Genomic DNA, 24,482 nt, shown 5'->3' on the forward strand with positions numbered 1-24,482 from the left:
CCGCGCCCCGCGGCGTACGGAACTCCGTGAGGAGCCCCGTGAGGAGCGCCGCCGCAGGGAGCACCGTAAAGAGGGGCCCGCAGGCAGCAGCCTGCGGGCCCTTCGGGGTTGAGGACGGCGCCTCATCGCGGATCAGAACTTCCGCGCGGCGCGCCTGAGGTCGTGTTCATGGACGATCGCCTTGGCGTGCCCGTGGGCGAGGTTGTGCTCGCCACGGAGCCAGCTGACCTTTTCGTCGAAGCGGAAGAGAGCGGGGCCTTCGTCAACGGTGCGGAGCCATTCGGAGATTTCCCGGCCCGTGCACGCGGGGATGCGGGAGAGCATGTTCCGGTGGGTCTCTTCGGAGAAGAGCTGAGACATCGGCGCCTCCGGACGCGGTCGATGCTGGTTCTTCAGCACACCGTGCCTGAGGGTTCCGCTGTTGGCAACCACCCGGGAGTGGCGCATAGGCTCACGACGTGCTTGACGTGACCCCTTTGCAGACCGCGGTGGACGCCCTCGCCGACCGCCTCCGAGCCCTGCCGCAGAGCCGGCTCAGCCAGGGCGCGGCGGCCGAAGGGCTCGCGCTGGCACGGGAGTTGGCGACCCGTGCGCAGCTGATCGAACGGCCCGGGGAGCCGCCGCGCCCCTTCCCGGACGCCGGGATGTTCGCGGTCGGCGACCAGCTCGCGGTGGCCGGACACGATCTCGTCGAAGCCCTGCGCGCCGCGGCCGCCCGCCAGGTCGGCACCGTTCCGGATCCTGACGCGAAAGTGGCCCCCGCCGAAGAACTGGCGGAGGCCGTACGACACGTACGGGCGGCGGCGGAACGCTGCTAGGGGCGGCTGCGTGCCCGGGGGGGGGGCGGGCCTCGGGGTCCGGGCGGGGGACCGGCCGGAACGCGGCTAGGGGTTCCGGGCGGAACGCGGGGAGGGGGGCCGGTCGGAATGCGGGACGGGGGTTCCGGGCGGCATTCCGGTCAGAGGGACGCGATGACGCGGTCGGCGAGGATGTAGACGCTGTCCTCGCGGCTCTCGCCCCAGGAGAAGGTCAGCGCGTACGCGCCGGAGACGCCGGAACCGCCCAGCAGCACCGGGGTGCGCCCGGCGTGCAGCGCGTCGGCGACCCGGTCCGCGGCCTCGCGCTGGCCCGGGGTCAGACAGAGCGTGGTGCCGTCGGCGAAGACGTACACGTCCAGGGTGCCCAGCGGGCCCGGGCGGACGTCCGCGACCGCGGTGCCCTCCCGCGCCAGCTCCTCCAGCCGCGCCACGGTGCGCTCGTAGTCGCTGATCACCGGGGACGGCGAGAAGTCCGGGTGCGAGGGGTGCCGGCGGCGGGCGGCGGCCAGTTCGGCGGACTCGGTGCCCTCGACGGGCTCCAACTCCGGCGCGTCCAGGGCCTCCAGAGCCTCCACGGACTCCAGGGTGTCCATCGCCTCCAGGGCGTCCGGGCCCAGCAGCGGCTCCAGGCCGGCCAGGTCCGCCTGGCGGGGCACGAACGGCTGGAGGTCGAGCCGCTCGGACTCCGGCCGCCCGTCGCGCATCAGCCGGCCCTCGCGGCCGTCCAGCGGGCTCTCGTCACCGAGACCGCCGAGCAGCGACGGGGCGTCCGCGGCGTCACGGGCCTCCTGAGCGGCCCAGAACGCCCGGGCCTCGGCCAGCTCGCGCTCGCGCTCCTCCGCGAGCGCCTCGGCGACGGCGGCGCGTATGTCCGCGAGGGGGGTCGCCTCGGCCGGGCTGGTACGGGCGGCGGGAATGGTCGCGGCGGCCACCTCGGCCGCCTCCGCGCGCGCAGCGGCGTCCCGGCGGGCGGCGACGAGCTCACCGTGCAGCTCGGTGAGCTGGCGGCGCAGCGCACGGGCGGTGCCCAGCGCGACGGCGCCCAGCGCCACGGCGACGGCCGCGGCCACGAGCAGGACGAGGGTGGTGACGCTCATGCGCCGACCTCCACTTCGTTCGGCGGCCCACTTCCCACGGGCCTGCATCGGTACATGGACTTCCCCCGGCAGTCGGCCGGGGCGACCCCCTTGATGCGCCGCTCCCGGAGGTCACCATTGGTGGCGGCTCGCGCACCGGTGGACTCCCGTTAGCAGAATGTTCTCCGACTTCCTACATCAGCCTGCCGGGGGTCGGCGACCGCTCTGGGGGCGCTATGTCCCGAAATGCTGGGGGCCATGGGCCTCGTGCGGTGTGGTGCCCCCATGCTGACCTGCAACAACGCCTCTCCCCCAGGACGTTCATCACAATCCTGGGGGAGATTGGGTCGCGATCTTGTTAACGAGTGAGGCAGGTCACGCGCCGTCGCCGACGGTGTCCGGACGACAGCGAAGGGTGTGCGCCGGGCGGGAGTTGGACGGTTCCGCCGCGCGCACACCCTCCAAGGGCTTCCTGCCGGAGATCCTGGCCTCAGCCCCGCCGCCACGGGCTCGTGGTCACGCTGCCCCTCGCTTCCGCTTCGCTGCGGCTCAGCTCAGTTCAGTGCAACTCGGCTCAGCCGCACGGGCCCGTGGTCGCGCTGACCTTCGCCTCCGCTTCGCTGCGGCTCAGCTCAGCCGCTCGATGACCATCGCCATGCCCTGGCCGCCGCCCACGCACATGGTCTCCAGGCCGAACTGCTTGTCGTGCCACTGGAGGGAGTTGATGAGCGTGGTGGTGATGCGGGCGCCGGTCATGCCGAAGGGGTGGCCGACGGCGATCGCGCCGCCGTTGACGTTCAGCTTGTCCAGCGGGATGTCCAGGTCGCGGTAGGAGGGGATCACCTGGGCGGCGAACGCCTCGTTGATCTCGACCAGGTCGATGTCGGAGATGGACAGGCCGGCGCGGCGCAGCGCCTGCTTGCTGGCCTCGACCGGGCCGTAGCCCATGATCTCGGGGGACAGGCCCGAGACGCCGGTGGAGACGATCCGGGCGAGCGGGGTCAGGCCCAGCTCGCGGGCCTTGGTGTCGGACATGATGACCAGCGCCGCGGCACCGTCGTTGAGCGGGCAGCAGTTGCCGGCCGTCACCAGGCCGTCGGGGCGGAAGACGGGCTTGAGGCCCTGCACGCCCTCCAGCGTGACGCCGGCGCGCGGGCCGTCGTCCGTCGAGACGACCGTGCCGTCGGGCAGCGTGACCGGGGTGATCTCCCGCTCCCAGAAGCCGTCCTTGATCGCCTTCTCGGCGAGGTTCTGCGACCGTACGCCGAACTCGTCCATGTCCTGGCGGGTGACGCCCTTGAGGCGGGCGAGGTTCTCCGCGGTCTGGCCCATCGCGATGTACGCGTCCGGGATCAGGCCGTCCTCGCGCGGGTCGTGCCAGTCCGCGCCCTCCTGCTCGGCGCGGGCCGCGGTACGGGCCTCGGCGTCGGCGAAGAGCGGGTTGTGGGTGTCCGGGAGGCCGTCGGAGCTGCCCTTGACGCTGCGCGAGACCGTCTCGACGCCGGCCGAGATGAAGACGTCGCCCTCACCGGCCTTGATGGCGTGCAGCGCCATCCGCGTCGTCTGGAGCGACGAGGAACAGTAGCGGGTGATCGTGCAGCCCGGGAGGTGGTCCATCCCCATCTGGACGGCGACGATGCGGCCGAGGTTGTGGCCCTGCTCGCCGCCGGGGAGGCCGCAGCCCAGCATCAGGTCGTCGATGTCCTTGGGGTCCAGCTCGGGGACCTTGGCCAGGGCGGCCTCGATGATCTTCGCGGTCAGGTCGTCCGGGCGCACGTCCTTCAGCGAGCCCTTGAAGGCGCGGCCGATCGGGGAGCGGGCGGCTGAGACGATCACGGCTTCGGGCATCACGGCTCCAAGAAATCAAGGTCGCGCCCTACGCCTCGTTGAGGGGCGGCGGTCGGGCGACGGGCGGGAGAAGGTGCGAGGACTGTGAGGGAAGTTACCTGCACGTACTGCTGAGGTCACGCGGTGCGCGTTGTGATGCGGACCTCTTTTCTAAGCGAGCGCTTATGGAACGGCAAGGGGCCGCCGGGTATTCCCCGCGGTCCCTTTGCCTGCGGCCCCTTCGCCCGCGGTCCCTTTGCCTGCGGCCAGGTGCCTGTCCGGTGCGCGCTTCGGTGCCCGCCCCGTTCCGCCCCCGCCCTCAGCGGGGGACCGACGGCCCTCAGCGGGGGATCGACGGGCGGTCCGCCGACTCCTCCGCGTCCGGCAGCTGGCGCCGCCGGCGGTGCTTGAGCAGCGCCCAGGGCGCGCGGGAGGCGGTGACCTCCGTACCGCCCTCGGAAGCCGCCTCGGCGGCCGCCTGCTCGACCGGGAGGATGCCCTCGCCCCTGGTGGGCTCCGGCCGCTCCTCGTCCGGCCACAGGCCCAGTGCGGCGCACAGCGTCGGCAGCACGGCCATGGCGGCGGTGGCGTACCCCTCCGCCGACGGGTGGTAGTTGTCCGGCCCGAACAGCTCCCGCGGACGCGCCTCGAACTCGGGGCCCAGCAGGTCGCCCAGCGAGACCGTACGGCCGCCGTTCTCGACCACCCCGATCGTCTGCGCGGCCGCGAGCTGCCGGGACAGCCGCCGGGCCACCCACCGCAGCGGCTGGTAGACCGGCTCGATCGTGCCCAGATCAGGGCAGGTGCCCACCACCACCTCACAGCCCTCGGCCCGCAGCCGGCGCACCGCCTCCGAGAGGTGGCGGACGGACTGCGCGGGCGGCATCCGGTGGGTGACGTCGTTGGCGCCGATCATGATCACGCAGACGTCCGGGGTCCGTGAGCCGTCCGCGAGCATCAGCTCCACCTGGCGCGCCAGATCGTCCGACTGCGCCCCGGGCAGCGCCACGTTGCGGAAGTCGACGGGGAGTTCGGCGACCGCGGCGAGGCCGGAGGCGAGCAGCGCGCCCGGGGTCTGCGAGACGCGGTGCACGCCCTGGCCGGCGGCGGTGGAGTCGCCGAGGAAGCCCAGGCTGAGCGGCGGGCGGTCGGTGCGGTGGCCGAAGGCGGCGCCGTAGCGGCCGTCGGCGCACGGCGGGATGTCGCTGGAGCCGCCGACCGTACGGCGGGCCAGCCGGACCTCGGTCAGCAGCACGCCGACGGTGGCGACGCCGAGCAGCCCGACCCCGCCGCCGCCGACCGCGGCGGCGGTCGCGATCCGCCGCGCCACCCTCGCCCTGGACATCGTCATCGGCATGGGCCGGGCACCTCCCCGTGCAGTGCGGGGCGCGCCGGACCGGGGGCCGACGCGCTCGTGGATCGGACGAGAACTCCTACAACAGGGTGTTGCCCGTTCCCGCACGGAACGCAACTCCTCCGTCTTCCGCGCCACCCGGGCAATAGGCTGGCGGCACGGGCGCAGGAGAGCGTGCCCCCGACCGCGGAGACCACCGTGCAGTTTTACGATTCGATGATTGAGCTCGTCGGCAACACCCCGCTCGTGCGGCTCAACAGCGTGACCAAGGGCATCCAGGCCACCGTCCTGGCGAAGGTCGAGTACTTCAACCCCGGCGGTTCGGTGAAGGACCGGATCGCCGTGCGGATGATCGAGGCCGCCGAGCAGTCGGGTGAGCTGCAGCCGGGCGGCACCATCGTCGAGCCGACCTCCGGGAACACCGGGGTGGGCCTGGCGATCGTGGCCCAGCAAAAGGGTTACAAGTGCATCTTCGTCTGCCCGGACAAGGTGTCCACGGACAAGATCAACGTGTTGCGGGCGTACGGCGCCGAGGTCGTGGTCTGCCCGACCGCGGTGGACCCCGAGCACCCGGACTCGTACTACAACGTCTCGGACCGGCTGGTGCGCGAGACGCCGGGCGCCTGGAAGCCCGACCAGTACAGCAACCCGAACAACCCGCGCTCCCACTACGAGACCACCGGTCCGGAGCTGTGGGCCCAGACGGACGGGCGGATCACGCACTTCGTGGCGGGCGTCGGCACCGGCGGCACCATCAGCGGCACCGGCCGCTACCTGAAGGACGCCAGCGAGGGCCGGGTCAAGGTCATCGGCGCCGACCCGGAGGGCTCGGTCTACAGCGGCGGCTCCGGGCGCCCGTACCTGATCGAGGGCGTCGGTGAGGACTTCTGGCCGACCGCGTACGACCGCACGGTCGCCGACGAGATCGTCGCGGTGTCGGACAAGGACGCCTTCCAGATGACCCGGCGGCTGGCCAAGGAGGAGGGCCTGCTGGTCGGCGGCTCCTGCGGCATGGCCGTGGTGGCCGCGCTGGAGGTCGCCTCCCGGCTCGGACCGGACGACGTGGTCGTCGTGCTGCTGCCGGACAGCGGCCGCGGCTACCTCTCCAAGATCTTCAACGACGAGTGGATGGCCGACTACGGCTTCCTGGAGGAGGGCGGCACCGCCGCCCGCGTCGTCGACGTGCTGGAGCACAAGGAGGGCGCGCTGCCCTCCCTGGTCCACATGCACCCGGAGGAGACCGTCGGCGAGGCGATCGACGTGCTGCGCGAGTACGGCGTCTCGCAGATGCCGATCGTCAAGCCCGGCGCCGGCCACCCGGACGTGATGGCCGCCGAGGTCGTCGGCTCCGTCGTCGAACGCGAGCTGCTGGACGCGCTGTTCACCCAGCGGGCGTCGCTGACCGACCCGCTGGAGAAGCACATGTGCCCGCCGCTGCCGCAGGTCGGCTCCGGCGAGTCGGTCTCCGACCTGATGGCCGTCCTGGAGAGCGCCGACGCGGCGATCGTCCTCGTCGAGGGCAAGCCGAAGGGCGTGGTGAGCCGGCAGGACCTGCTGGCCTTCCTGGCCCGCGAGGCCGGCAAGTAGCACCGGAAGCGGCGGCCGTCCCCGGTGGCGGCCGCCGCGTCACGCCGTGCCCGTCACGGCCGTCGCGACATTGCCGTGCCCGTCACGCCGTGCCCGTCGAGGCGTCAAGTGGCCGTCAGGAAACGGTCCGTCGGCGCAAGGTGTACGTATGCGTCATGTGCTGGCAGCACGGGCTTAACACTCGTCCGGCACATTGATGTGCACGGCGATACGGACCTCCGGAGCGGCTCCCGGACCTCCCAGGTCGCCACCGGACGCGACGACCGGCCCTGACCCGGAGCGCGTCCCTGGCGGGGACCGCCGTCGTCCCGCCCCCGGCCTGTCCGGGGTGCGGCGGTCCCCGCCACAACGTCCCCTCCCGGGCTCAGTCCCACTCCCCGTCACGGCGCTCCCCGCGCCCGCCGAGCAGCAGGCTCCGCACGCCGACGCTGTGCACGGCGTTGACGCCGACGATGCCGGCCCAGCACACCAGCAGCCCCGGGATCCCCGCGTCGTACGTGCAGATCGCGGTCAGCGGGATGGCCAGCACCAGGGAGAGGGCGGCGACCCCGAACCGCTCCCAGAAGCCGCTCCCACCGCCCTCCGGCCGCGGCGGGCGGCCGCCGCGCGCCACCTGGACCTGCTGCTCGGCGAGCTGCCGCCGGACCCTGCGGTCGATGGTGTGGTCCAGCTTCTCCAGGAAGGAGTCCACCAGTTCCGCCTCGTACTCGGGCCCCAGCTCCTTGCGGGTCTGGAGCGTCGCGTCGAGTTCCTTGCGCAGATCGGGGTCGTGTGTCGCCATGGTGCGAGCGTACGGAGCGCCGGGAGGCGGCACGCTGGGGCTAACCCCCCAATCCGGCCGGGCTCTGCTGCCCCCGTCCGTCCGTGGCCGCGTCGGGGCCGGGGAGGGCAGCGGCGCCGCGGCGGGCGACGAGCCCGTACAGGACGGCCGGTACGGCGAGACCGACGAGCCAGGAGACGTCGGCGCCGCCGAGCGGGCCCACCAGGGGGCCGGTGTAGAAGTGCGTGGACAGGAAGGGGAGTTGGGCGAGCACGCCGAGGGCGTAGACGGTCAGCGCCCGGGCGTTCCAGGCGCCGTAACGGCCGGCCGGGTCGCTGAGCGCGGCGATGTCGTAGCGCTCCTTGGAGATCAGGTAGTAGTCGGTGAGGTTGATCGCCGACCAGGGCGTGAAGAAGGTCAGCAGGAACAGCAGGAAGTCCTTGAAGGACGTCAGGAACGAGTCCTTGCCCAGGAGCGCGACCGCCGTCCCGGCCACCATGATCCCGGCGATGTACCCGGCCCGGCCGCGCGGCGACAGCACCCGCTGGCCGCGGAACCCGCTGACGCTGGTGACCAGCGACATGAAACCGCCGTAGGTGTTGAGGACGTTGATGGTCAGCTTGCCGAGCGCGATGACGAAGTACAGGAACGAGGCGACGAGTCCCGCGCCGCCCAGGCCGACGACGTAACCCACCTCGTGCCCGACGAACGCCTCCGGCGCCGCGGCCGCGGCCAGCGCACCGAACGTCATCGACCACTGCGCGCCGAGCACCGAGCCGGACAGCGTCCACCAGAACGTGGCGCGGGCCGAGGTGTGCCGGGGCAGATAGCGCGAATAGTCGGCGACGTACGGGCCGAACGCCAGCTGCCAGGAGGCCGACAGTGAGACGGCGAGCAGGAACACCGGCAGCCCGAAGCGGTGGTCGTGCAGCAGCGTGCCCAGGTCGGCGCGCTGGAGGAGGCGGACGCCCAGATAGACGAAGGCCAGCGCGCACACCAGGCCGGCGATCCGCCCCAGGGCGTGGATGAGGCGGTAGCCGACGGCCGCGGCGAGCGCGGTGACCGCCGCGAACAGCACGATCCCCGGCGTCTCGCCCAGATGCGTCAGCTCGCCGACCGCCTGCCCGGCCAGCACGCTGCCGCTGGCGAAGAACCCGATGTACATCACGATGACCAGCGCCAGCGGCACCACCGCGCCGCGCACCCCGAACTGGGCCCGGGAGGTGATCATTTGGGGCAGGCCGAGCCGCGGCCCCTGGGCGGAGTGCAGCGCCATCACCGCCCCGCCGAGGAGGTTGCCGAGCAGCAGCCCGACCACCGCCCAGAAGGCGTTCGCCCCGAACACGACCGCCAGCGCGCCGGTGACGACCGCGGTGATCTGGAGGTTCGCGCCCAGCCAGAGCGTGAACTGGCTGACCGGGCTGCCGTGCCGTTCGTCGTCGGGGACCACATCGATCGAGCGACGTTCCACCACACCTGCCATGCATCCGCCCCGGGTCGTTGCCTGTATGGATTCATGCAGGATCCGCGCCGATGAATGGAAGGTCAATAGGTGGGACGGGGAAAGCGTGGTGATTCGCGCTGACGGGGCACTGGGGCGCCGGGTGGGTTGGGTTGGGCTGGGGGGACTTGGCTGGGTTGGGCTGGGATGGGCCGGGCTTGGCTGGTCTGGGCTGGGCTGCCTCGGTCTGGCTGGGCTGGCTCGGCCTGGGCTGGTCCGTGACCGGTCCGCGGGGCGGGCGGCGGGTCGGGTGACGGGCTGGATGGCGGGTCGGGTGAGGGGCCAGGTGACGGCTCACGCGGCCGAGGAGGCCGGGTCGCCGATCGGTCGCAGCTCGTCCGCGTACGACACCGAGACCCGGCGCAGCAGGCCGTCCTCGGTGATGTCGTACTGGCCCAGCCGCCACAACGGCGGCGAATAGGCGTGCACCGACACCGCGTCATCCGTCGCCCCGGTGAGCCGGTGGATGTGGTCCGGGCCGAAGCAGAACGACGAGCCGGCGCCGACGGCGGTGGCCGGATGCTCCCCGCCGATCCGCGGATTGGACTCGGTCAACACGCCCTGCACGACACGGACGGCACCGGAGGAGATGTCGTGGTCGTGCCAGCCGGTGTCGTTCTTCCGGGTCCAGCACAGCAGCCAGACGTCGACGAACTCGTCGCGGTACAGGGACGCGTAGTGCCGCTCGGTGTCGGAGAACGCGACCTGCCCCCGCCACAGATCCGGGCGGTCGGCCAACCCGTCGACCAGCGCCCGCAGTTCACGTTTGTCGAGGTTGCGCTCGGGCAGCGCCGCGAACGGCTGCCCGGCGTCCACGGCCGGACCGGTCCCGGTGACGACCTCGGTCCCGGTGGCGGCCTCGGTCTGGGGGGCGGCCTCGGTCCGGGCGACGGCCTCGGTCCCGGTGGCGGCCTCGGTCTGGGGGGCGGCCTCGGTCCGGGCGACGGCCTCGGTCCCGGTGGCGGCCTCGGTCCGGGCGACGGCCTCGGTCCCGGTGGCGGTCTCGGTCCCGGAGGCGGCGTGCGTCATGGTCGGACTCCTTTCTGCGGGCCCAGCAGGCGGGCCGGATTGACGGTGCGCAGGGCATGCGCGGCGGCCTCGGAACCGAGATCGGGGATCACGGGATCAGGGGGTGCGGCGCACAGCGCTTCCCGCGGAGGGTGGTGGCGGGCGACGGGTCGGGCATAGGGGCGGTCGCTGCCGCTGACGACGACGTCGATGCCGACGGCCCGTACCAGCGCGTCCACCGCCCGGGTCCCGTACGAGGACGTCTCGTAGAACGCGCCGGGGTCCACCCGTCCCCGCTCCCCGCCGCCACCACGGGCCACCAGCCGCTCACCGTGCAGCGGCGCCAGACCCGCCAGCGCCGCGAAACAGACCCGCAGCTCCGGGTGGCGCGGCCGCCCGAAGGCCCGGAACGCGAACCAGGAGGCGTGCATCTGCTGGACGTACGGGACCAGCGCGGGCCACCAGGCGGGCGCGGCACCTTCGGTGGGCGGGGCCGCTCCCGGGTGCACGAAAAGCGGCTTGTCCAGCGCGGCGAGAACGTCCAGCAGGGGCGCGCAGCGGGCCCAGCCGGCGGCGTCGAGCAGGGCGGTGGCGGGCAGTTGGAGGCCCACGCAGCCGCGTCGCAGCGCACGGCGGAGCGCCTCGGTGTCCGGTTCGGGCGTGCTGAGGCAGACCGAGGCCCAGACGCCGAAGGGGGCGGGCAGCTCCAGTGCGCCGTCGTGGAACGCGGCGAGCAGTGGTGCGGCCTCCTCGGGCGGCAGGTATTCGATCCCGAGCGGACTGGAGAGCGAGACCAGCGCCCGGTCCAGCCCGTCGGCCCGCGCCAGCTCGACCCGGGCAGCGATGTCGTGGTCGGTCGGATCGACGGCGTACGGCGGCTCGCCGGGCAGCTCCAGAGTCCAGCCGTCCAGCCGCGGCGACGCACTGCGCGCCCGCAGCAGCGCCACGAACGCGGGCGGCCAGAGGTGCTGATGGACATCGGTGGGCACGGCGCGGAAGCCTCCTCAACCGCTTCACTTAATCGATTAACTGATGCGGTTAAGTGAAGCGGTTAACAGCTTCGCTGTCAAGGCTCCGCCTCCGAGCGGCCAGCTGGTCGTGGCCGATGACCGGTGGCGGGTGGCCGGTGGCCGGTGGCCGGTGGCGGGTGGCGGGTGGCCGGTGGCCGCGGGGCGCGGACGGTCGCCCCCACGGGTGTGACCGGTGCGGTTCACCGGCGGTGCGGGCGGGGGGGCGGATGTTGTCCCTGCCACCGGCGTCACGCGACCGCTACCGGCTGCCCTGTCCGCCACGCGGCCCGTGGAGCCGCCGCGGCGATCGGCAGGAGCTCGCGCCCGTCCCCGCCTCTCCCCGAGACCGTTCGAAGGGTCATCGAGCCGTCGCCGGCCCGGTCCACAGGGCCTCGGCCGACCCCGGTCGACCGTGCCAGGAACGGTAGGCTTCCGGCATGGCCAGGCCCAACAAACGCACCACCCTCCGCGAGGTGGCCGAGGCCACCGGACTCTCCACCGCAGCCGTCTCCTACGCACTGCGCGGCAAGCACGTCTCCAAGGAGACCGAGGAGCGGGTGCGCAAGGCCGCCGCCGAACTCGGCTACGAGGCCGACCCGATCGCCCGCGCTCTCGCCAGCGGCCGCACGAGCACCGTCGGGGTACTCGCCGGCGACCTCCAGGACCTCTGGCAGCAGCAGCTGATGGCCGCCATAGGGCGCGAACTGCTGGCCGGCGACCGCTACGCGCTGATCCTCGACGCCGGTGGTGACCCCGAACGCGAACTGGTCCTCGCCAAGCAGCTGCGCGACCAGCGGGTGGACGGACTGCTGGTCTCCCCGGTCGATCCCTCCGCCGAGGGCTGGGCGGCGATCGCCGAAGGCGTGCCGGTGGTCTCCATCGGCGACGCGCTGAGCCGGGCCCGTACGGCGGGCGAGGTGCTCTTCGACAACCGCGCCGGCATCGACGCGGTCCTGGACTACCTCCGTGGCCTGGGCCACCGCCAGGTCACGGTCCTCACCCCCACCGGTCCCTCCACCCCGGACCGCCCCGCCGACGTCTACGTCCGCGAGGCCGCCGACCGCCTCGGCATCGACGCCCAGGTCCTGCCCTGCCCCCAGGAACTGGGCGAGGCGACCGCGGTGGCCCGGCGGGTGCTCACCAACAGCCCCGACGGCCGCCGGGCGGCCGGTGCCCTCCCGCCGCCCGCCGCCGTCTTCTGCTTCTCCGACTCCATCGCCTACGGCGTCTACGCGGCCGCCGCCGAGGCCGGGCTGACCGTCGGCCGGGACCTGTCCGTCGTCGGCTTCGACGACCACCCGGTCTCCCGCGTCCTCACCCCACCGCTGACCACCGTCGACTGGGGCCTCAGCGACATCGCCAAGGAGGCCGCCCGCCTGGCGGTCGCGGCGATCGAGGGCCGCCGCGTCCGCCGCAAACGCATCGTGTGCGCACCGCGCCTGTCCGAACGGAGTTCGGCCAGCGTGCCTCGGTAAGGCGCCTCCCACGTACTTGGCTGTCCGGCCGCGGGTGTTTCTCGCCGTGGCGCCTGCGGCGGGCTGGGGGGTGGGTGCGGTGACGGACCTCCGGGGCCTTGTTCGTGGACTGCTTCGCTTTACGTCCACACAACCGGCCCCTCCGGCCCGTCCCCTCCCGTGGGGGGAGTGTGCGGGTGTGTGGGGGCGCGCGTTGTTGCGCGAGCACCTGACGGCACCCGTGAGCGGGAATGGCTCTCCCGGCTGTGCAGTTGTGGCCCCGCAGGGGGCGCTCACAACCCTTACGGGATCTGTTCGGCCCTCCCCTACGGGACCCCAGGCCCCCTTGCATGCCCCAACGTCCACCCCCACCCACCGCATTCCCACCCCCCCCAACGGGAGGGGACGGGCCGGAGGTGCCTTGTTCGTGGACGTAAAGCGAAGCAGTCCACGAACAAGGCACCGCAGGACCGTCACCGCACCCACAACAACCCAGCCCGCCGCAGGCGCCACGGCGAACAACCCCCACAACGGGACAGCCGACAACGTACGCGGCGCCGCACAGCGCATCGGCGAGACGACCCGCGGCGGGACGGCCAACGACGTACGCGGCGCCGCAAAGCGCGCCACGGTGAGAAACACCCGCGGCGCCGCAGACGAATACGTGGGGATCAGTCCAGCTTCCGCTGGGAGAGCCAAGCGGCCGCCACCCGGTCCGGGTCCTGCTTGTCCTTGTCGACCTTGCGGTTGAGTTCCGTGAGGTCGGCGGTGGTGAGCGCGTTGCCGAGGGTCGCCAGCGCCCTGCGGACCTTCGTGTCGGCCTTGCGGGCGGCGATCAGCGGGACGATGTGCTGGGCGGGGACCAGGTGCCGGGGGTCGGCCAGCAGTACCCAGCCGTTCTCCTTGATGTCGACGTCGGTGGTGAAGACGTTGGCCACGTCGACGTCGCCCTTCTTCAGGGCGCCCTTGACCAGCGGGCCGGACGAGTCCAGCGCCTTGAACTCCTTGAATTCCACGCCGTAGCGGTCCTTGAGGCCGACCAGGCCGACCACCCGCTTCTTCATCTCGGCGGCGGCGCCGAACACCAGCTTGCCGCTGACCTTGCGCAGGTCGTCGAGCGTCTTCAGGCCGTAGCGGTCGGCGGTCTCGCGGGTCACGGCGAAGCTGTCGCGGTCCTCGGCGGCCGCGTAGGGGAGGACTTCCAGGCCGTCGGGCACCACCGTGGCCAGCGCGTTCTGCATCGCGCCGGCCTCGGTCTCGGTGGCCTTCTTGTCGAGGTAGAGCAGCAGACTGCCCTGGTACTCGGGGAGCAGGTCGATGTCGCCGGAGCGCAGCGCCGGGACCACGATCTCGCGGGAGCCGAGGTTGGGCCGGACGGTGGCCTTGACGCCGGCCGCGGACAGTACCCCCGCGTACAGGTAGCCCAGGATCTGGTTCTCGGTGAAGTTGGCGGTGCCGATGACCAGTCCGCCGCTGCTGTTGCCGCTGTCGCCGCCGGCGCCGCTCCCCTTGAGGGAAGTGATGCCGGAGGAACAGGCGGCCAGCAGCGGGGCCGAGGCGCCGGCGAGCAGGGTGGTCAGGGCGGTGCGGCGGTTCATGGCAGGGCTCCTCGGGAGGGGCGGGCGTAGGGGCGCGGGGCGTGGCGGTTCAGCGGGCGGCGGCCGGGCGGCCGCGGAACAGCAGCCGGGTCAGCCCGCCCAGGGCCAGATCGGCGACGACGGCGAGCACGGCGACCAGCACCGCACCGCCGAGCACCTGCACCAGATCGCGCTGGGCCAGGCCGTCGAAGACGTAGCGGCCCAGCCCGCCGAAGCTGACGTAGGCGGCGATGGTGGCGGTGGCCACGACCTGGACGGTCGCCAGCCGGATGCCGGTCATGATCAGCGGCAGCGCCAGTGGGACCTCGACCTGCCAGAGGATCTGGCGGCCGCGCAGCCCGACGCCCTTGGCGGCGTCCTTGACCTCCGGGTCGACGGCCGCCATCCCGGCGTACGTATTGGTGATGATCACCGGCACGGCGAGCGCGACCAGCGAGACGTACACCGGCCACACGCTCAGCCCGCCGGCGAGGAAGACCAGGGTGACCAGGCCGACGGTGGGCAGCGCCCGGCCGAAGGAGGAGAGGTTGACGGCGAGGAAGGCGCCGCGGCCGGTGTGCCCGATGAGCAGTCCGACGGGCAGGGCGATCAGCGCCGCGGCCAGGGTGGCGAGCACCGAGTACTCCAGGTGCTCCAGGATGCGGGTGGCGATGCCGTCGGGGCCCGTCCACTGTGCCGGGCCGGTCAGCCAGGCCGCGAGGTTCTTCAGGAGTTCGAGCATCGCGCCGTCACGCTCGCTTCCACAGCTTGGGGGCGGACCGGGCCGTGCCGCGCTGCCAGGGGGTGCACAGCCGCTGGACGGTCACCAGCAGGGCGTCGGCGACCAGGGCGAGCAGCAGGGTCAGGAGCACACCGGCGATGACCGGGGTGGGGAAGTTGCGCTGGAAGCCGTCGGTGAAGAGCTGGCCGAGCCCGCCGTACCCGATGTAACTCGCCACGCTCACCAGGGAGATGGACATCACCGTCGCCACCCGCACGCCCGCCATGATCACCGGGAGGGCGAGCGGCAGCTCGACGGTGAGCAGGGTGCGCAGCGGCCGGGTGCCCATCGCCTTCGACGCCTCGCGCACCCGGGCCGGGACCGCGTCCAGGCCCTCGACGGTGTTCCGCACCAGGACGACCAGGGTGTACGCGGTCAGGCCGGTGATCGCGGTGGTGCGGGTCAGCCCGGTGACCGGCAGCAGCAGCACGAAGAAGGCGAGCGAGGGGATGGTGTAGAGGATGTTGGACGCGCCGAGGACGAAGCCGCGCAGCGGGCGGACGCGGTGGGCGAGGACCGCCAGTGGCAGCGCGATCAGCAGGCCGAAGAGGACGGCGGGGACGGCGGTGGCGAGGTGGTCCGCGGTGAGGCGGGTCAGTTCGTCGGCGTGATCGGGGAACCAGCCCCATTCGACGGTCATGCGGGGCGCTCCGCCGGGGCGGGCGCCTCGGGCGGCGCGGGCTCGTCGGCGGCGGCCCCTTGGGGCTTCCCGTCCGCGGCCTTCGCCGGTGCCGGCGGTGCCGGTGCCGCCGGAGCGGCCGCCCGGGCGGCGTCGGCGTGGCTGCGGCCGGCCCGGTCGTGGATGGCGTCGCGGGAGGTGACGCCGGTCAGGACGCCGTCGGCACTGACCCGGGCGACCGCCCCGGCCGGTGAGGAGACCGCCTCGTTGAGCGCCGAGAGCAGCGAATCGGTGTCCCGCAGCGGCCGGACCGCCGCCAGGTCCGCCTCGCCGGCCGTACCGCCGGCCGGCAGTGCGTCGGTGTCCAGCCAGCCCAGTGGTTCGCCGCGCGGCGAGGTCACCAGGCGCCAGCGCCCGCCGTCCCGGCCTAGCGCGCCGACCGGTTCGTCCGCGCGTATCGCCCGGCCGGGCGCGTACGGCACATCGGCGAGGGTGGTGAGCGAGAGCAGCTTCAGACCGCGCTCGGCGCCGAGGAAGTCGGCGACGAAGTCATCGGCGGGGCGGGCCAGCAGTTCGGCGGGTTCGGCGCACTGGACGAGCCGGCCGCCGGTGCGGAACACCGCGATCCGGTCGCCCAGGCGGACCGCCTCGTCGATGTCGTGGGTGACGAAGACGACGGTCTTGCGGAGCTCCTCCTGCAGCCGCAGCAGCTCGTTCTGGAGCTGGGTGCGGACGACCGGGTCGACCGCGCCGAACGGCTCGTCCATCAGCAGCACCGGGGGGTCGGCGGCGAGCGCCCGGGCCACCCCGACGCGCTGCTGCTGGCCGCCGGAGAGCTGGTGCGGATAGCGCTTGCCGGTGTCCGCGGGCAGGCCGACGAGTTCCAGCAGTTCCCCGGCGCGGGCACGGGACTTGCGGCGGCCCCGGCCGAGCAGCAGCGGGACGGTCGCGATGTTGTCGAGGACCGTGCGGTGCGGGAAGAGGCCGGACTGCTGGATGACGTAGCCGATGCCGCGGCGCAGCTCGGCGGCGTCCACCTCCAGGACGTTGCGGCCGCCGACGCTGACCGTGCCGGAGGTCGGCTCGACCATGCGGTTGACCATCCGCAGGGTCGTCGTCTTGCCGCATCCGGACGATCCGACGAGGACGGTGACGCCGCCCTCGGGGAGGTCGAGGGAGAGGTCGTCCACGGCTGTGGTGCCGTTCGGGTACCGCTTGCTGACTGCGTCGAATCTGATCATCCGCTGCCCCCTTGCCCGCCCTGCATAGCGTCATGCAGAGTCTTAGGCATGTGAATAGATGTCAATGGGTGGGAGTAAACCGCGTATGACAACGTGGATTACCCGAGAGTTCTTCCAGCTCTCCGCTCGGCCACCGTACGGAACCAGGTGTCGGAATTCGGTCCACAAAGCGCGTTATAAGAGGGAGTTGAGCCCCTTGATTTCCCACATGCTGGACAATGCCCGCCGGTCCGGCAAGCGCATCACCCTCGACGGCACCGGCCTGCGCACCGCCGACGTCGCCGCCCTGGCAGACCGCACCGCCCGCCCCGCGGCACCCGACCCCAAGGCCCTCGCCCGCGCCGCGGAATCCTGGGACACCGCCCGCCGCCTCGCCGCCACCGGACGCGTCTACGGCCGCAGCACCGGCGTCGGCGCCAACCGCACCGAGGACGTCGAGGCCGCCGACGCCGCCCACGGCCTCCGGCTGCTGCGCAGCCACGCCGGCGCGATCGGCGACCCGCTGCCGGGCCGCGAGGTCCGGGCGATGCTCGCGGTCCGCGCCAACCAGCTGCTCGCCGGCGGCGCCGGCCTCAACCCCGCGGTCATCACGGCCCTGGTCGCCGCCCTGGACGCCGGCGCCCACCCGGTCGTCAACGAACACGGCGCGGTCGGCACCGGCGACCTGGCCGCGCTCGCCCAGACCGGTCTGGCGCTGGCCGGCGAACACCCCTGGCACGTCACCCCCGGCGGCCGCGCCCCGGCCCCCGTCGCCCTCGACAACAACGACGCGCTCGCCCTGATCAGCAGCAACGCCCTCACCCTCGGCCAGTCCGCGCTCGCCCTGGACGAACTGCGCCGGCTGCTGGCCGCGTCCCTGCCGGTCGCCGCGCTCTCCCTGCTCGCGGTCGGCGGCTCCTACGAACCGTTCGCCGAACCCGTCATGCTCGCCCGCCCGCACCCCGGCTCCGCGGCCGCCGCCGCCCGGCTGCGCACCCTCTCCGGCGTGCCACCGCGGCCCGGACCGCCGCTGGGCCGCATCCAGGACCCGTACGGCTTCCGCTGCCTCCCCCAGATCCACGGCCCGGCGCTGGACGCCGCCGACACCCTGGAATCCGTGCTGACCGTCGAGCTCAACGCCGCCGGCGAGAACCCGCTGATCAGCGTCGAGGACCAGGCCGCCTACCACCACGGCAACTTCTACGCCGCCCACGCCGCGCTCGCCCTGGACACCTTCCGGCTGGCCGTCCTGCAGACCGCCCGGCTGTCCACCGCCCGCCTGGCCGCCCTCTCCGAGCCGGACTTCACCCGGCTCCGCCCCTTCCTGGGCGATGCCGCCCCCGCCAGCTCCGGCGTCATGATCCTCGAATACGCGGCCGGCGCGGCCCTCGGCGAGATGCGCGCCGTCTCCCACCCGGCCTCCCTCGGCCACGCGGTGCTCTCCCGCGGCGTCGAGGAACAGGCCAGCTTCGCCTCCCTCGGAGCCCGCCAGACGCTGCGCGCCGGCACCTACTACCGCCAGGTACTCGCCTGCGAACTCGTCGCCGCCGTAAGGGCGTTGCGGATGCGCTCACTGGAACCCGACCCCGGCCTGCCGCTCGCCACCGCCTACACCCGGGCCGCCGAGGCGCTCGACCCACGCATGGAGGACCGACCGCTGACGGACGACGTGGCGGTGGCGGCGGGGCTGCTCGACGAACTGGCGGAGACATGAGCGTGATGACAGGGGGCGCGGGGGCGACGGAGGGAGGCGTGAGCGCGATGAACGAAGCGGCCAACGCTCGGCGCGCCCGGGGCTCCCGGACGGCCCGGACCGGCCGGACTGGCCGGACCGGCCGGACAGCTAAGGCCGCCCGGACAGGTAGGGCCGCCCGGACAGTCCGGACCGGTAGCGCGACGGGCCCCGGCACGGCCGCACACCCGGACGGGTGCCGGACCGCCGCTCCCCGGCGCACGGGGGCGCGCATGGGGGTGGGTAGTGGCCGCCGGGGTGCCTTTGGCGGGCCGGGTCGTCAGGCGTGCCGCGTGCGGTCGGGTCGGTGGGACGGTGTGCTGCGGCGTGGGGGTGCGGCCGGGCGGGTGGTGGGTCGGCTGCGGTGGGCGGGGGCGCGTATCGGGGTGGGCGGTGGCCGGAACGATTTCGTCCGGCCGGGGCGTCAGGCGTACCGCGCGCCCTCCCTGGCCAGGAATTCCGTACAGTCGGTCGACACAGGACAAGGCCCACACCGGGCCGGGAAGAAGAGGCGATGAGCGGGGACGGGGAGAACGGCCGCGGCACCGGCGGCGCGGCCGGCGGTGCGCCGGGGGAGCGGGGCGCGGAAGTCCGGGCCGAGGAGGCGCGGGACGCGACGGCCGGCCGCGTGACGGACGCGGACACCGGCACCGCCGCCCGCCTCCAGAAGCTCTTCGAGGGCCACCGCCTGACGCCCACCCAGCGCCGGATCGCCCACTGCATGGTGCGCCGGGCCGCCGACGCGCCCTTCCTCTCCAGCGTCGAACTGGCCGAACTGGCCGGCGTCAGCCAGCCCTCCGTCACCCGCTTCGCGGTGGCGCTCGGCTTCGACGGCTACCCGGCGCTCCGCCGCCACCTGCGTGAGGTCGCGCCCGCGGAGAAGACCGGCGACGACGGCACCGCCAACGAGTACCAGCAGGCCGTCCAGGCGGAGATCGACAACCTCCGGCACCTGGCCGCCGCGCTCGCCGACCCGTCGCCGGTGATCGAGGCCGGCCGCCTCTTCGCCGCCTCCCGGCCGCTGCCCGTCCTCGGCCTGCGGGCCGCCACCGCCCAGGCCGCCGGGTTCACGTACTTCGCCCGCAAGGTCCACCCCGACGTCCGGCTGCTGGAAGAGGGCGGCACGATGCTCCCCGACCGGATCGACGCCGCGGTGCGGGCCGGCGCCACGAGCCTGCTGTGCTTCGCGCTGCCCCGGCACCCCCGCGAGGTCGTCGAGGCCCTCGCCTACGCCCAGGACGCGGGTCTGACCGTCGTCACCGTCGCCGACAGCGCCTTCGCACCGGTCGCCCGCCACACCGACCTGCTGCTGCCCGCCGCGGTCGGCACCGGCCTCGCCTTCGACACCGCCTGCGCCCCCATGCTCCTGGGGCGCGTCCTCCTGGAGGCGATGTGCGACGCGCTTCCGGACGCGCAGGCGCGCCTCGAAGAATTCGACGCGAAGGCGGCGGCCCGGGGCCTCTTCGTGGAATAACCCCACGTTCCGCTGCGCCCTGCGGCGCCTCCGACGTGCCTGGCTGTCCCGCCGCGGTGGTCTCTCGCCGTGGCGCCAGGCGCAACAGCGAACAAGCCCGACGGCGGGACGGCCGACAACGTACGCCGCGCCGCAAAGCACGCAACGGCGACCAACCCCCGCGCCGGGACGGCCAGGTACGTACGCGGCGCCGCAAAGCACGCAACCGCGAACAAGCCCCGCGCCGGGAGAGCCAGGCCAGGTACGTGGGGGCTACAAATCGCGGAGCGATTCCACGTGTGTGGCGCCGCTTTCCGCTGTCAGTTCCGAGAGGGTCTGCGGGGTGCGGATGACCGCGAAGCGGACGCCGTCGGGGTGGGCGGCGTAGCCGTAGACGCCGGGGCGGGGGAGCGAGTTGTAGGCGAAGTGGGTGGAGAAGTAGTAGGCGCCGGTGTCCAGCAGGGCGGCGTGGTCGCCGGAGGAGAGGAGGGGGAGCGGGCGGTTCTCGGCGACCAGGTCGCCGGCGAAGCAGCAGGGGCCGGCGATGTCCTGGGCGACCGGCGCCCCCGTCTTGGGGCGCCCCTCGGCGTCGTAGGCCGCGACCCGGAGCGGCCAGGCCTCGGGGACGAAGACCGTACGGGTGGCGACCTGGGCGCCGGCATGGGTGACCGCGATCGGGCGGCCGCCCGCCGACTTCGCGTACTCGACGCGGGCGAGGACCGTGCCGTGCTTGGCCAGCAGGGAGCGGCCGAACTCGGTGATCAGGCGGTAGCGCCCGGCGAGCAGCCCGGGGACGGCCGCGCGGAGCAGCGCGGCGTACTCGCGGTAGGTGGGGGTGGTGGTGTCGGAGGAGAAGTTGACCGGGAGGCCGCCGCCGATGTCCAGGGTGTCGATCTGCTGCCGGCCGGCACGTTCGTTGATCTCCTCGGCGAGGTCGAACAGGGACCGCACCCCGGCGCCCATCAGCTCCAGCGGGATGCCCTGCGAACCGACGTGGGCGTGCAGTCGGGTCAGCCACGGACGGTCGAGGCAGGCGCGGACGACCCAGGCGCGGGCGCCCTCGTCGCGGAGTGCGATACCGAACTTCGAGGTGTCGGTGGCGGTGCTCATCGCCCCGATGCGGCCGCCGCCGATCTGCGGATTGACCCGCAGGCCGACGGGCGCGGTGCTCGGCAGGGACGCCCTCAGGCGGTCGATCCGGGCGAGTTCCTCGCGGTTGTCGGCGTTGACGGCGATGCCGAGGGCCAGCGCCTCCCGCAGCTCGGCGGGGGTCTTGGCCGGTGAGTCCAGGACCGTGCGGTCGGCCGGCACCCCGGCGGCCCGGGCCAGCGCCAGCTCGCCGGGACTGGCCACCTCGCAGCCGAGCCCCTGTTGCGCGAGCAGCCGCAGCACGGGCACCAGGGAGGCCGCCTTCACGGCGAACGCGTGCAGCACCGGCGCGCCGGGTGCGGCGAACTCCTCGAAGGCGGCGCGGAGTTCGGCCGCCGATCGCCGGACGCCGGCGATGTCCAGCAGTCCCGCCACCGGCTCCTCGGGCCCCACCAGGCCCTGCGCAACGGCTGCCTGTACGGCACGGTCTCGGTCCGTGTACGTCATGGGGCCACTCCATCATCGCGCGGGGGCCCCGCGCCATCGCTTACCGGGCGGGGCGGCCCTGTGGGCGGAGGGGCCGTGGTGGCGCGGTGCCCGGCCGGCGCCGTCCCGGGGGTGGACGGCGCCGGCCGGGCCGGGCGGACCGGGCGGACCCGGTCAGGCTGCGGGGGCCGCTCCGAGGTTGGCCTTGCGGTGGCGCTCGCCGAGCCGGGAGCCGGACTCGCGGCGCGCGGCACGGCGCAGCAGGGGTATGGCGAGCAGGAAGCCGGCCACGGCCCAGGCGGTGAGGACCAGGGCGACCGTCGGCAGCTCCCAGGAGCCGGCCGGTTCCGCGGCCTGCGCGGCGTCCGGGAGCAGCGCCGAGCGCAGGCCCTGGGCCATCCACTTCAGCGGGAAGAACGAGGCGATCTTCTGGACGACCGCGGGCAGCGAGGTGAGCGGGAACATCGCCCCGGACGTCACCAGCAGGCCCATGGCCGGCAGCATGATCAACGCCAGCGCCTCACGCGGATTGGGCAGGACGGCGCCGATGGCCGCACCGAGCGGCACCACGGCCAGGAGGCCCAGCGCACCGACCCACAGCAGCGTCAGCCAGTTGTCGACGCCGTGCGGCAGCGGGCCGTTCGCCAGCAGTGCGCCGGCACTCAGCAGGACGACCAGGGTGGCCAGCGCCAACGCGACGACCACCACCGACTTGGCGATGAGGTAGGCCGGTATGCCGCCCGGAGTGGTCCGCAGCCGCAGCAGGGCGCCCTCCTCCCGCTCGGTCACCAGGATCTGCGGGAGGTTCACCAGCCCGATCTGGAAGAGCAGATAGGCGGCGAAGCCGGAGAGCGTCAGATGCGCCATCGGGATGTGCGTCCCCGGTACGTCGCCGTCCATGAAGCGCACGACGACCAGCGCGACCATGATGTTGACCAGATGGCCGCTCAGCTCCTTGGGGTTGCGGAGCAGGTGCCGTATCTCGATCCCGCCGCGCAGCCAGCCGGCCCGCACGTAGCGCCGGCGGAGACCGGACCTGCCCTGGGAGGGACCGTGCCCGCTGCCTCCGACTTCCTTGTCTGCCATGCTGCTTGCCCCGTCCGCGTTCGTCGCTGCCGTCGCTGTGTCGACCGCTGTCATGTCCGTCCCCCTTGGTCTGTGGTGCTGTGCGTCCGGCCCCCCCCTCATCAGGCGGCGCGGTTCTCCCTGCCGGCGACACCGGCGAAGGCGTCCGTCATCGGTCCGGCCGTGGCCTGGGGCACCTCTTCCTGGTGCACCATCCGCAGATAGGTGTCCTCCAGCGTCGGGCGGCGCACCTCCAGGTCGGCGACCGGGCCGCCGATCTCGCGGTGGAGTTCCCAGACCAGCCGGGACGGGTCCGCGGTGTGCTCCCGCCGGGCCGTGCCGTCCGGTGCCGTCCAGCGGACCTCGGCCTGGGCGGCGGCACTGCGGGCCAGCTCCGCCGGGGTGCCGTAGGCCCGGATCCGGCCGTTGACCAGCATCGCTATCCGGTCGGCCAGCCGCTCGGCCTCCACCAGGTCGTGGGTGGTCAGCAGGATCGTGACGCCCTCGTCGCGGGCCAGTCCCTCGATCAGGTCGTGGAAGTCGCGGCGGGCCTCGGGGTCGAAGCCGGTGGTCGGCTCGTCCAGGAAGACCAGCTCGGGGCGGCCGACCAGGGCGAGCGCCACGTCCACGCGGCGGCGCTGCCCGCCGGAGAGCTGGTCCACCTGCTTGCCGGCCTGCCCGGTGAGGCCGACCAGGGCCAGCAGCTCACCGGGGTCGCGCGGGGCCTGGTGGTACGTGGCGAAGTGCGTCAGCAGCTCGCCCACCCGCCAGCGGCGGTGGTCCCGCCAGGACTGCAGGACCAGTCCGATCCGGCCGCGCCAGGCGTCGCCGCCGTGCGCCGGGTCCGTGCCCAGCACCCGGACCGTCCCGGCGGAACGCTGCCGGAAGCCCTCCAGGATCTCGACGGTGGTGCTCTTCCCGGCGCCGTTGGGGCCGAGCAGCGCGAAAACCTCGCCGCGCCGGACGTCCAGGTCGACCCCGTGCAGCACATCGGTGCTGCCGTAGGACATCCGCAGGCCGCTCACCTCGATGACCGGCGGTGCGGCATGGGTGGTCGGGGGCACGGGCGCGCCCTCGGTGGTCGTCATCGGTGTGCCTCCGCACGCTGTTGCTGAGTGGTCGGGTCCGAGGTCTGTCCCGGATCGGGGGGTGGGGCCGCGGGGGCGGCCGTGGGGCCGGCGCCTTCGACGATGGCCCGGAGTGCGGCCACATGCCCCTCGAAGGCGGTGCGGCCACGGCTCGTCAGCCGTACCTTGGTGCGGCGTTTGCGACCGCCGCCCTCCTTGTGGATCTCCAGATATCCGGCCTCCTCCAGCGTGTGCAGCTGCTTGGACAGCGCGGAGTCGCTGAGCGAGAGGCTGTCCCGGATGAAGGAGAAGTCGGCCCATTCCGTCGCGGCGAGCAGCGCGACGACCGACAGCCGCGTGGAGGGGTGGATCAGTTCGTCGAAGCCCGATGGAGTGCTCATCGGCCGGCCTCCTCGGGGGTTCTCAGGGTGTGGTCGCTCAGGGCCCGGTCACGCAGCGGGCTGACCGCCCAGCGGTTGGCCGGGCCGACGAAGAGCACGAAGACGCCGGCGGAGAGAGTGGCCTGGATCAGGCTGCCGTAGGGCAGCGCCAGCCAGTCGGTCAGGCGCCCGGTGAGGATGATCGTGCCGCCGCTGAGGACCGCGCCCGCGAGGCAGGTGGCGACGCTGCGCCAGCCGTACCGCGACCGGTGCAGGCGCATCCGGCTCCGGCGGCTGTAGACGACGGCCAGGGTGATCAGGGCGGCGACATAGGCGCCGAGGAGCACGAAGGAGCCCCACTTCGGGAGGTCGAGTCCCCAGCTGGCGAGGAAGAGCCACATGAGGCCGGCGGTCACGTACGCCCCCCGCCGGTCGCCCTCCGCGCAGCGCTCGACCTCGTCGTACACCCGCTCCTGGGGTACCCGAATGCGCTGGAGATCCTGCCAGGCCCGCTCGGCATCCACCGGTGTCGTCATGTCCTTCGCCTCCCCGTTGGCGTTCCAGACAGGCGGGGCCCTGCCGGCACCCCACCTCAACTTTCCTACTGGGAAAGCTAAC

22 protein-coding genes are annotated in these 24,482 nt (G+C 73.4%); 5 read left to right on the top strand and 17 right to left on the bottom strand.

What is annotated here, in order from left to right:
• Nucleotides 1–132: 132 nt before the first annotated feature.
• Nucleotides 133–360 carry a DUF4287 domain-containing protein gene (locus AB0G35_RS07345; RefSeq protein WP_360945117.1) on the bottom strand — a complete coding sequence of 76 codons (228 nt, stop codon included), beginning with the start codon at nucleotides 358–360 and terminating at the stop codon, nucleotides 133–135.
• Nucleotides 361–458: 98 nt separating this feature from the next.
• Between AB0G35_RS07345 and AB0G35_RS07350 the strand changes: the two genes are divergently transcribed.
• Complete coding sequence (locus AB0G35_RS07350) at nucleotides 459–818, top strand: hypothetical protein (RefSeq protein WP_360945120.1); 360 nt, start codon at nucleotides 459–461, stop codon at nucleotides 816–818.
• A 140-nt stretch (nucleotides 819–958) separates the two neighbouring features.
• Here AB0G35_RS07350 and AB0G35_RS07355 read toward each other — a convergent pair whose 3' ends face one another.
• The 3 genes from AB0G35_RS07355 to AB0G35_RS07365 form a co-directional block, all read right to left on the bottom strand.
• Nucleotides 959–1,915, bottom strand: coding sequence for a hypothetical protein (locus AB0G35_RS07355; protein ID WP_360945123.1), 957 nt, complete (start codon nucleotides 1,913–1,915; stop codon nucleotides 959–961).
• A gap of 606 nt (nucleotides 1,916–2,521) precedes the next feature.
• Nucleotides 2,522–3,742 (bottom strand): acetyl-CoA C-acetyltransferase, encoded by a 1,221-nt coding sequence (locus AB0G35_RS07360; protein WP_360945126.1) that lies wholly within the window; start codon nucleotides 3,740–3,742, stop codon nucleotides 2,522–2,524.
• 319 nt (nucleotides 3,743–4,061) lie between these two features.
• Nucleotides 4,062–5,078, bottom strand: coding sequence for an SGNH/GDSL hydrolase family protein (locus tag AB0G35_RS07365; protein ID WP_360945129.1), 1,017 nt, complete (start codon nucleotides 5,076–5,078; stop codon nucleotides 4,062–4,064).
• Between the two features lie 195 nt (nucleotides 5,079–5,273).
• On the opposite strand from AB0G35_RS07365, the gene AB0G35_RS07370 reads away from it, so the two are divergent.
• The gene (locus AB0G35_RS07370) at nucleotides 5,274–6,662 is read left to right on the top strand and encodes a cystathionine beta-synthase (protein ID WP_360945132.1); all 1,389 of its coding nucleotides are present in this window, start codon (nucleotides 5,274–5,276) and stop codon (nucleotides 6,660–6,662) included.
• Nucleotides 6,663–7,026: 364 nt separating this feature from the next.
• Here the strand turns inward: AB0G35_RS07370 and AB0G35_RS07375 are convergent, their stop codons facing one another.
• The 4 genes from AB0G35_RS07375 to AB0G35_RS07390 form a co-directional block, all read right to left on the bottom strand.
• Nucleotides 7,027–7,443 (bottom strand): hypothetical protein, encoded by a 417-nt coding sequence (locus AB0G35_RS07375; RefSeq protein WP_360945135.1) that lies wholly within the window; start codon nucleotides 7,441–7,443, stop codon nucleotides 7,027–7,029.
• 40 nt (nucleotides 7,444–7,483) lie between these two features.
• Nucleotides 7,484–8,905, bottom strand: coding sequence for a cytosine permease (locus tag AB0G35_RS07380; RefSeq protein WP_360945138.1), 1,422 nt, complete (start codon nucleotides 8,903–8,905; stop codon nucleotides 7,484–7,486).
• 312 nt (nucleotides 8,906–9,217) lie between these two features.
• Nucleotides 9,218–9,952: a cysteine dioxygenase family protein gene (locus tag AB0G35_RS07385; RefSeq protein ID WP_360945141.1), complete on the bottom strand. Its 735-nt coding sequence runs from the start codon at nucleotides 9,950–9,952 to the stop codon at nucleotides 9,218–9,220.
• Nucleotides 9,949–10,920 carry an amidohydrolase gene (locus AB0G35_RS07390; RefSeq protein WP_360945144.1) on the bottom strand — a complete coding sequence of 324 codons (972 nt, stop codon included), beginning with the start codon at nucleotides 10,918–10,920 and terminating at the stop codon, nucleotides 9,949–9,951. The genes AB0G35_RS07385 and AB0G35_RS07390 overlap by 4 nt, the downstream gene beginning before the upstream one ends.
• Nucleotides 10,921–11,378: 458 nt before the next feature.
• Between AB0G35_RS07390 and AB0G35_RS07395 the strand changes: the two genes are divergently transcribed.
• A complete protein-coding gene (locus AB0G35_RS07395; RefSeq protein ID WP_360945147.1) occupies nucleotides 11,379–12,416 on the top strand; it encodes a LacI family DNA-binding transcriptional regulator in 1,038 nt (345 codons plus the stop codon).
• Between the two features lie 650 nt (nucleotides 12,417–13,066).
• On the opposite strand, the gene AB0G35_RS07400 is transcribed toward AB0G35_RS07395, so the two are convergent.
• Genes AB0G35_RS07400 through AB0G35_RS07415 form a run of 4 tightly spaced genes read right to left on the bottom strand, consistent with a single transcriptional unit; the run spans nucleotide 13,067 to nucleotide 16,613 of the window.
• Nucleotides 13,067–13,993, bottom strand: coding sequence for an ABC transporter substrate-binding protein (locus AB0G35_RS07400; protein ID WP_360945150.1), 927 nt, complete (start codon nucleotides 13,991–13,993; stop codon nucleotides 13,067–13,069).
• Nucleotides 13,994–14,042: 49 nt separating this feature from the next.
• Nucleotides 14,043–14,714, bottom strand: a complete 672-nt coding sequence (locus tag AB0G35_RS07405; RefSeq protein ID WP_360945153.1) for an ABC transporter permease — start codon at nucleotides 14,712–14,714, stop codon at nucleotides 14,043–14,045.
• Nucleotides 14,715–14,721: 7 nt separating this feature from the next.
• Nucleotides 14,722–15,393 (bottom strand): ABC transporter permease, encoded by a 672-nt coding sequence (locus AB0G35_RS07410; RefSeq protein ID WP_360945155.1) that lies wholly within the window; start codon nucleotides 15,391–15,393, stop codon nucleotides 14,722–14,724.
• The gene (locus AB0G35_RS07415) at nucleotides 15,390–16,613 is read right to left on the bottom strand and encodes an ABC transporter ATP-binding protein (RefSeq protein ID WP_360945158.1); all 1,224 of its coding nucleotides are present in this window, start codon (nucleotides 16,611–16,613) and stop codon (nucleotides 15,390–15,392) included. Before AB0G35_RS07415 ends, AB0G35_RS07410 begins: the two co-directional genes overlap by 4 nt.
• 208 nt (nucleotides 16,614–16,821) lie before the next feature.
• Here AB0G35_RS07415 and AB0G35_RS07420 point away from each other — a divergent pair, with 208 nt between their 5' ends.
• Nucleotides 16,822–18,306, top strand: a complete 1,485-nt coding sequence (locus AB0G35_RS07420) for an aromatic amino acid ammonia-lyase (RefSeq protein WP_360945340.1) — start codon at nucleotides 16,822–16,824, stop codon at nucleotides 18,304–18,306.
• Nucleotides 18,307–18,838: 532 nt separating this feature from the next.
• Nucleotides 18,839–19,798: a MurR/RpiR family transcriptional regulator gene (locus AB0G35_RS07425; RefSeq protein WP_360945161.1), complete on the top strand. Its 960-nt coding sequence runs from the start codon at nucleotides 18,839–18,841 to the stop codon at nucleotides 19,796–19,798.
• Nucleotides 19,799–20,050: 252 nt separating this feature from the next.
• Here AB0G35_RS07425 and AB0G35_RS07430 read toward each other — a convergent pair whose 3' ends face one another.
• From AB0G35_RS07430 to AB0G35_RS07450, 5 genes are all read right to left on the bottom strand, one after another.
• On the bottom strand, nucleotides 20,051–21,373 hold the full coding sequence (locus AB0G35_RS07430) for a diaminopimelate decarboxylase (protein ID WP_360945164.1): 1,323 nt from the start codon (nucleotides 21,371–21,373) through the stop codon (nucleotides 20,051–20,053).
• Between the two features lie 153 nt (nucleotides 21,374–21,526).
• Entirely contained in the window at nucleotides 21,527–22,438 is a 912-nt protein-coding gene (locus AB0G35_RS07435; RefSeq protein ID WP_360945167.1) for an ABC transporter permease, read from the bottom strand.
• Nucleotides 22,439–22,539: 101 nt separating this feature from the next.
• Nucleotides 22,540–23,505 carry an ABC transporter ATP-binding protein gene (locus AB0G35_RS07440; RefSeq protein ID WP_360945170.1) on the bottom strand — a complete coding sequence of 322 codons (966 nt, stop codon included), beginning with the start codon at nucleotides 23,503–23,505 and terminating at the stop codon, nucleotides 22,540–22,542.
• The gene (locus AB0G35_RS07445) at nucleotides 23,502–23,885 is read right to left on the bottom strand and encodes a transcriptional regulator (RefSeq protein ID WP_360945173.1); all 384 of its coding nucleotides are present in this window, start codon (nucleotides 23,883–23,885) and stop codon (nucleotides 23,502–23,504) included. Before AB0G35_RS07445 ends, AB0G35_RS07440 begins: the two co-directional genes overlap by 4 nt.
• Nucleotides 23,882–24,400 (bottom strand): hypothetical protein, encoded by a 519-nt coding sequence (locus tag AB0G35_RS07450; protein ID WP_360945176.1) that lies wholly within the window; start codon nucleotides 24,398–24,400, stop codon nucleotides 23,882–23,884. Before AB0G35_RS07450 ends, AB0G35_RS07445 begins: the two co-directional genes overlap by 4 nt.
• Nucleotides 24,401–24,482 lie beyond the last annotated feature (82 nt).

The organism is Streptomyces sp. NPDC021749 (genome assembly GCF_040640655.1).
In the GTDB taxonomy this organism is placed as follows: domain Bacteria; phylum Actinomycetota; class Actinomycetes; order Streptomycetales; family Streptomycetaceae; genus Streptomyces.

Excerpts from the sequence above, each read along its gene's own strand:
- AB0G35_RS07345 (WP_360945117.1), bottom strand. The coding sequence starts at position 360 with ATGTCTCAGCTCTTCTCCGAAGAGACCCACCGGAACATGCTCTCCCGC.
- AB0G35_RS07355 (WP_360945123.1), bottom strand. The coding sequence starts at position 1,915 with ATGAGCGTCACCACCCTCGTCCTGCTCGTGGCCGCGGCCGTCGCCGTG.
- AB0G35_RS07360 (WP_360945126.1), bottom strand. The coding sequence starts at position 3,742 with ATGCCCGAAGCCGTGATCGTCTCAGCCGCCCGCTCCCCGATCGGCCGC.
- AB0G35_RS07365 (WP_360945129.1), bottom strand. The coding sequence starts at position 5,078 with ATGCCGATGACGATGTCCAGGGCGAGGGTGGCGCGGCGGATCGCGACC.
- AB0G35_RS07375 (WP_360945135.1), bottom strand. The coding sequence starts at position 7,443 with ATGGCGACACACGACCCCGATCTGCGCAAGGAACTCGACGCGACGCTC.
- AB0G35_RS07380 (WP_360945138.1), bottom strand. The coding sequence starts at position 8,905 with ATGGCAGGTGTGGTGGAACGTCGCTCGATCGATGTGGTCCCCGACGAC.
- AB0G35_RS07385 (WP_360945141.1), bottom strand. The coding sequence starts at position 9,952 with ATGACGCACGCCGCCTCCGGGACCGAGACCGCCACCGGGACCGAGGCC.
- AB0G35_RS07395 (WP_360945147.1), top strand. The coding sequence starts at position 11,379 with ATGGCCAGGCCCAACAAACGCACCACCCTCCGCGAGGTGGCCGAGGCC.
- AB0G35_RS07400 (WP_360945150.1), bottom strand. The coding sequence starts at position 13,993 with ATGAACCGCCGCACCGCCCTGACCACCCTGCTCGCCGGCGCCTCGGCC.
- AB0G35_RS07405 (WP_360945153.1), bottom strand. The coding sequence starts at position 14,714 with ATGCTCGAACTCCTGAAGAACCTCGCGGCCTGGCTGACCGGCCCGGCA.
- AB0G35_RS07410 (WP_360945155.1), bottom strand. The coding sequence starts at position 15,393 with ATGACCGTCGAATGGGGCTGGTTCCCCGATCACGCCGACGAACTGACC.
- AB0G35_RS07415 (WP_360945158.1), bottom strand. The coding sequence starts at position 16,613 with ATGATCAGATTCGACGCAGTCAGCAAGCGGTACCCGAACGGCACCACA.
- AB0G35_RS07420 (WP_360945340.1), top strand. The coding sequence starts at position 16,822 with ATGCTGGACAATGCCCGCCGGTCCGGCAAGCGCATCACCCTCGACGGC.
- AB0G35_RS07425 (WP_360945161.1), top strand. The coding sequence starts at position 18,839 with ATGAGCGGGGACGGGGAGAACGGCCGCGGCACCGGCGGCGCGGCCGGC.
- AB0G35_RS07430 (WP_360945164.1), bottom strand. The coding sequence starts at position 21,373 with ATGACGTACACGGACCGAGACCGTGCCGTACAGGCAGCCGTTGCGCAG.
- AB0G35_RS07435 (WP_360945167.1), bottom strand. The coding sequence starts at position 22,438 with ATGGCAGACAAGGAAGTCGGAGGCAGCGGGCACGGTCCCTCCCAGGGC.
- AB0G35_RS07440 (WP_360945170.1), bottom strand. The coding sequence starts at position 23,505 with ATGACGACCACCGAGGGCGCGCCCGTGCCCCCGACCACCCATGCCGCA.
- AB0G35_RS07445 (WP_360945173.1), bottom strand. The coding sequence starts at position 23,885 with ATGAGCACTCCATCGGGCTTCGACGAACTGATCCACCCCTCCACGCGG.
- AB0G35_RS07450 (WP_360945176.1), bottom strand. The coding sequence starts at position 24,400 with ATGACGACACCGGTGGATGCCGAGCGGGCCTGGCAGGATCTCCAGCGC.